This is a genomic window from Methyloceanibacter sp. (genome assembly GCF_058506495.1).
On sequence record NZ_JBZMXT010000114.1, the window covers coordinates 1 to 5,229 of the forward strand.

2 protein-coding genes and 1 pseudogene are annotated in these 5,229 nt (G+C 57.3%); all 3 read right to left on the bottom strand.

Going from position 1 to position 5,229, the window contains the following annotated elements; genetic code table 11:
* Positions 1–261, bottom strand: a pseudogene (locus AC33YF_RS12665) (hypothetical protein); the annotation flags it as partial.
* Between the two features lie 3 nt (positions 262–264).
* Positions 265–3,435, bottom strand: a complete 3,171-nt coding sequence (locus AC33YF_RS12670) for an efflux RND transporter permease subunit (protein WP_491777570.1) — start codon at positions 3,433–3,435, stop codon at positions 265–267.
* Between the two features lie 3 nt (positions 3,436–3,438).
* The gene (locus AC33YF_RS12675; protein ID WP_491777571.1) at positions 3,439–4,830 is read right to left on the bottom strand and encodes an efflux RND transporter periplasmic adaptor subunit; all 1,392 of its coding nucleotides are present in this window, start codon (positions 4,828–4,830) and stop codon (positions 3,439–3,441) included.
* Positions 4,831–5,229 lie beyond the last annotated feature (399 nt).

The following is a 5,229-nucleotide window of genomic DNA, read 5'->3' on the forward strand; positions in this document are numbered from 1 at the left end:
CGAAAAATAGACTGCCTCCTCGATCGTCTCCAAAGCACCGAGGAATAGGTACAGTACGGCCCAGCACCAGACCTCTAGGATGGTGGCCAGGAAAAGCCACAACACAAAGACGCATAGCCGGAGGGTTGACCAGAGAAGCCCTGGCTCGTTGTGTCGGTCTACGTAGTCCCCCATTTTCTCCACGCCTACCATTGTGAACACACCTTGGATCAGCGTAGTCAGGAAAATCATGGCACTGCCGATGATGATCTCTGGAAGCATGAATTATGTCTTCTGTGGCGCTGGGTCTTCGGGCAACGTCTTATCGTGCGGCGGAGCTGGGCTGTCGGTTTTTCTTCCCTTCGCCGCTTCACGCAGGCGTTGGAACATCACGTAAAGGAACGGAATGAACGTCACGCCAACGATCGAAGCGACGAGCATGCCGCCGAAGACGGTGACACCGACGGACACGCGGGACGCAGCGCCCGCACCCGTCGCCAGCACCAAAGGAAGCACGCCCAAAATGAAGGACAATGCTGTCATCATGACAGCACGGAACCGCAAAGACGCTGCGTCCTCTGCCGCCTGAATAATCGACTCGCCAGCCTCGCGTTTCTCTTTCGCAAACTCGACGATGAGAATCGCATTCTTTGCGGCGAGACCAACGAGCAGCACGAGTCCCACCTGCCCATAGGTGTTCAGCGGAATTCCAGCGAGCCGTAGCCCGAGAAGTGCGCCAAGGACAGCAAAGACCACGGAGAGCATGACCGACATGGGGATCGTCCAACTCTCATACTGGGCGACCAAGAACAGGTACGCAAATATGATCGAGAACAGGAACACGGCGTTGCCAGCCGCGCCGGCCTTGACCTCTTCATACGACATGCCGGTCCACTGATAGGTGAAGCCGTCGGGCAGGTTCGTCTCAGCCAAGGCCTCCATTGCTTGGAGCGCTTGACCTGAACTATATCCCGGCGCCGGATTGCCGTTGATCGTCGCCGAATTGAACATGTTGTAGCGCTGTATGGTTTCCGGGCCGAGCACAGACTCCAACGTAATCAGCGTTCGCACAGGGACCATGTCATCGTTCGACGAACGTACGTACAGATTCCCAATGTCGCCCGGCGCCGCGCGCTTGTCGGCCTCGGCCTGAATGTAAACCTTGTAGACTCGACCAAACTTGTTGAAGTCATTGACGTAGTAGTAGCCGATGTTGGCATTGAGCACCGTGAAGAGGTCTTCGGCGCTTATGCCCTTCGTCTCCGCCAGTTTTCGATTCACATCGACAAAGATCTGGGGTGAATTGGCGGTGAACGAACTGAATACGCCGGTGAGCGTTGGGTCGCCGTTGGCTGTGTAAATGAACCCGTTGAGCACCGACGACAAATCCTGCACTGGTCGATTTTCTGTATCCTGCAGCACGAATTCGAAACCGCCGGTGGTGCCAAGGCCGGGAATCGCTGGAGGAACAAATGGAATGATCGCGGCTTGGGGGATCGCGGCCAACTTGGGTGCGAGCGACTGCATAATACCACGAAGGCTAAGTTCCTCTGTCGTGCGTTCGTCCCAGGGGTCGAGGACCGCAATGAGAAATGCCGAGTTCGGCATCACGGTGCTTTGCAGGATCGAATATCCGCCAACGGAGATGATGTTCGCCACGCCAGGTGTCTCTTCGAGAATTTTCTCGACTTCTGCAATCACTCGGCTAGTTCGAGGCAGCGCAGCGCCGTCCGGCAGGGTCAGGTTGATGTAGATCGTGCCTGTGTCTTCTTGTGGAATAAAACCGGTCGCCGTTGTTGTTCCAAGATAGGCGGTTGCGCCTATCATGCCTGCAACAAGCATTAAGCCGATGACGGTTCGCCGTATCAGCCGGCGGACAATGCCATTATAGCCGCTTCGGGTCTTCTCGAGCCCCTTCTCGAACCATGCGAGCGGTCCGCGCTCGACTTTCTTCGGTGGACGCAGAAGCGTTGCACAAAGGGCAGGGCTCAATGTCAGCGCATTGATTGAGGATAGTGTGACGGCGATCGAAATCGTCGCAGCGAACTGAACAAAGAGTCGGCCCGTAATGCCCGGCGTAAAGGCCGTCGGCACAAATACGGCAAGCAAAACCAACGTCGTGGCAATGACCGGTGCCGTCACCTCAGTCATTGCCTTCTTGGTTGCGTCCCTCGGATTAAGTCCGTCGGCCATGTGCCGCTGAACGTTTTCCACCACAACGATGGCATCATCGACGACGACACCGATCGCGAGCACCAAACCGAACAGGCTGATCGTGTTAATCGTGAAGCCCAATGCCAATAGAGCGGCAAGCGTGCCAATAAGCGAAACGGGAATGGCGATGGCAGGAATGAGCGTGGAACGCCAATCCTGCAAGAAAACGAACACGACGAAGATGACCAGGCCGAGGGCTTGGAACAGCGTAATCACGACTTCCTTAATCGACGTCTTCACATACAGGGTCGTGTCATAGGTGACCTGGTACTCGACGTCGTCCGGAAACCGTTGTGCCATGACCTCCATCTGGGCGCGGATCTGATCGGCGACGTTCAGAGCGTTTGCGTCCGATAACTGATAAACCGCCAGCAGTGCGGCGGGCTTCCCGTTGAGTTGGCCAAACCACCCATAGTTCGCCGCCCCGAGCTCCACACGCGCGACATCTTTAAGCGTCACCACTGTGCCATCCGCCCTCGCGACGAGGATGACGTTCTCAAACTCGGTCACGGACTCAAGCCGGCCTTGGGCCGTCAGTGTGTATTGGAACTGCTGATCTTGCGCGATCGGCTCGGCGCCAATGGACCCGGGGGCGGCTTGGATATTCTGATTGCGGATGGCGCTAATGACATCCGTCGCCGTCAAGCCAAGACTGGTCATCCGATCGGGTTGGAGCCAAACCCGCATACTGTAATCGCGGGCGCCGAGGTTGGTGACCTGCGCCACACCCGGAGTACGGGCTAGGGTGTCTTGAAGATTTATGCTCGCATAATTCGAGAGGAAGATACTGTCATAGGTTTCGTTGGGCGAAAATAGAGACACAACCATCAACATTGTTGTTGAGGTCTTCTCCGTTGTGACGCCTTGACGCTGAACTTCCTCGGGCAGTTGCGGCATCGCCTGGGCGACGCGGTTTTGCACATTGACCTGATTGATGTCGGAGTCCGTGCCGATCTCGAAGGTGACAGTGAGCGTGTAACTACCGTCGTTGGCACTCTGCGACGACATGTAAGACATGCCTTCAACGCCGTTAACCTGCGCCTCGATGACAGCGGCAACAGACTCGGCGACGACGACCGCATTCGCGCCGGGATAGGTCGCCTTGACCTGAACCTGAGGCGGCGAAATCTCTGGGAATTCGGCAATCGGCAGCACTGCCATCGCCAAGAGACCGACAAGCGTCGTCACAATCGCGATAACGAACGCGAACTTCGGGCGATCTATGAAGAAGCTGCTTATCACGGGCTACTGCTTCGCCTCCGCTTTGGCGTCCGCGCCGTCTGCCTGGCTGGCTTTGTCATCTTCCAAGCTTGGCTCCTCTTTGTTGGAGGACATGGAAGATGCGTCCGTCTTGGCATCCCGGTCTGTTTCTTGGGCGGACTTCTTACCGTCAGATTCTGCGTCCTCGGTCACCCCTTTATCGTCAGACGGCGGTGTATCGTCCGCAGCGCCGCCATTTCCAAGGCTGGGTGACCCATCGATATTCTCCGCCGTCCCCGATGGGTCCTTGTAGGTCACACTAACCTCTGCGCCTGGCCGCACCTTTTGGATACCTTCGACCACGATGGTTTGGCCTGGAACCAAACCCTCCGTGACGACGATACCTGTGCCGATACGCTGACCGGTCTTGATCGCGCGTGAGCTCACACGGTTGTCGCTATCGACAACAAGGACAAACGGGCCGGATTGATTCTGTTGGACAGCAGACTGAGGAATAACGACACGCTTTTCCGGCTTCGCCTCTGTCAGCAACACCGTCACATATTGACCAGGCAAAAGGAGCTGATCGGGGTTCGGGAACTTCAGTCGTATGGCAATGGTGCCTGTGGTCGGGTCGACCTCGTTATTGACGACGAAGACCTCTCCCTCATGGGCATAGAGTCTTCCATTGGCCAGTCGAATTCGAGGTGTGAAGTCTCTGGCTGTTCCAGCTTCTCTGGCCTCCATGTAGTCGAGGTACGCCCGCTCCCCGATGGAAAAGTCCACCTCAATAGGGTCCAACGCGACTACGGATACGAGCACGCCACTTTCGGGGCTGATGATGTTGCCCACATCGACCGCAGAGATGCCGGCGCGGCCATCAAGCGGCGAAGTGATGGTGGCGTAGCTCAGATTGAGCTTCGCATTGGCGACATCGGACTTGCCAGCCGCAACTTCGGCGTCGGCCTGCCTTGCCTGCGATAAAGCAATATCGTACTGCGCCTCGCTAACGCCGGGGCTATTTTTGTCGACCAATTCTTGGTAGCGCGAGAGCGTGAGGTTTTTTTCCTCGGAGTCGGCTTCCGCTTTGGCCAATGTCGCGTTGGCGCCGAGGAGGTTGGCTTCGAACTCCGCGGGGTCAATCTTGAAGAGAACGGCCCCCTCTTTCACGGCTTGACCTTCTACGAAGGGGCGTTCCAAGAGGGTTCCCTTGACCCGCGCTTCGATGTCGACGCTTTGAGACGAGCGGGTCTGACCGACATACGTAATTTCGTTGCTGACGTCCTTGTCCGTCACCACCTCGGCCACGACCCCGGGAAGCGGTTTTTCCGCATCGGCGCCTGCATCCTTGCCGTCGGAACAAGCGCTCGCAAACAGCGGCAGCATAAGTGCCACCACCAACTTGCGCGCCCGCCCAACACAACCCCAATATCCCATTCGACCCCTCTTGCGCAGATGCCCAACCTGAACGCTGCGATGCTACCTCACCCCGATCGGGAGGCAAAACGGCAGCTTCCCCATCCTACTCTTGCCGCGAACCCGCGATACACCGGGGACTTGCATAAGGCCAGTAATCGGCGGACATTCGTCTCAACCGCCTGCACCTCGCAGGTCTGATCCAGCGAGAGTCATTCCACCAAAATCTATCACTAGGGAGATAGACCTTATGATGTCCGACCGCCGGATTAATCCCCTCTCACCGTTCCTGGCGATTGCCGGCGCGCTCGGCGTGCTGATCTCGTCCCCAGGCCTGGCTCGGGACGGCGTCACCAGTTGCTTGATTGCCGAGGCTGAAACTGAGGCGGGCAAAGTCTGGCGGCACAAACTCGAGGTGCA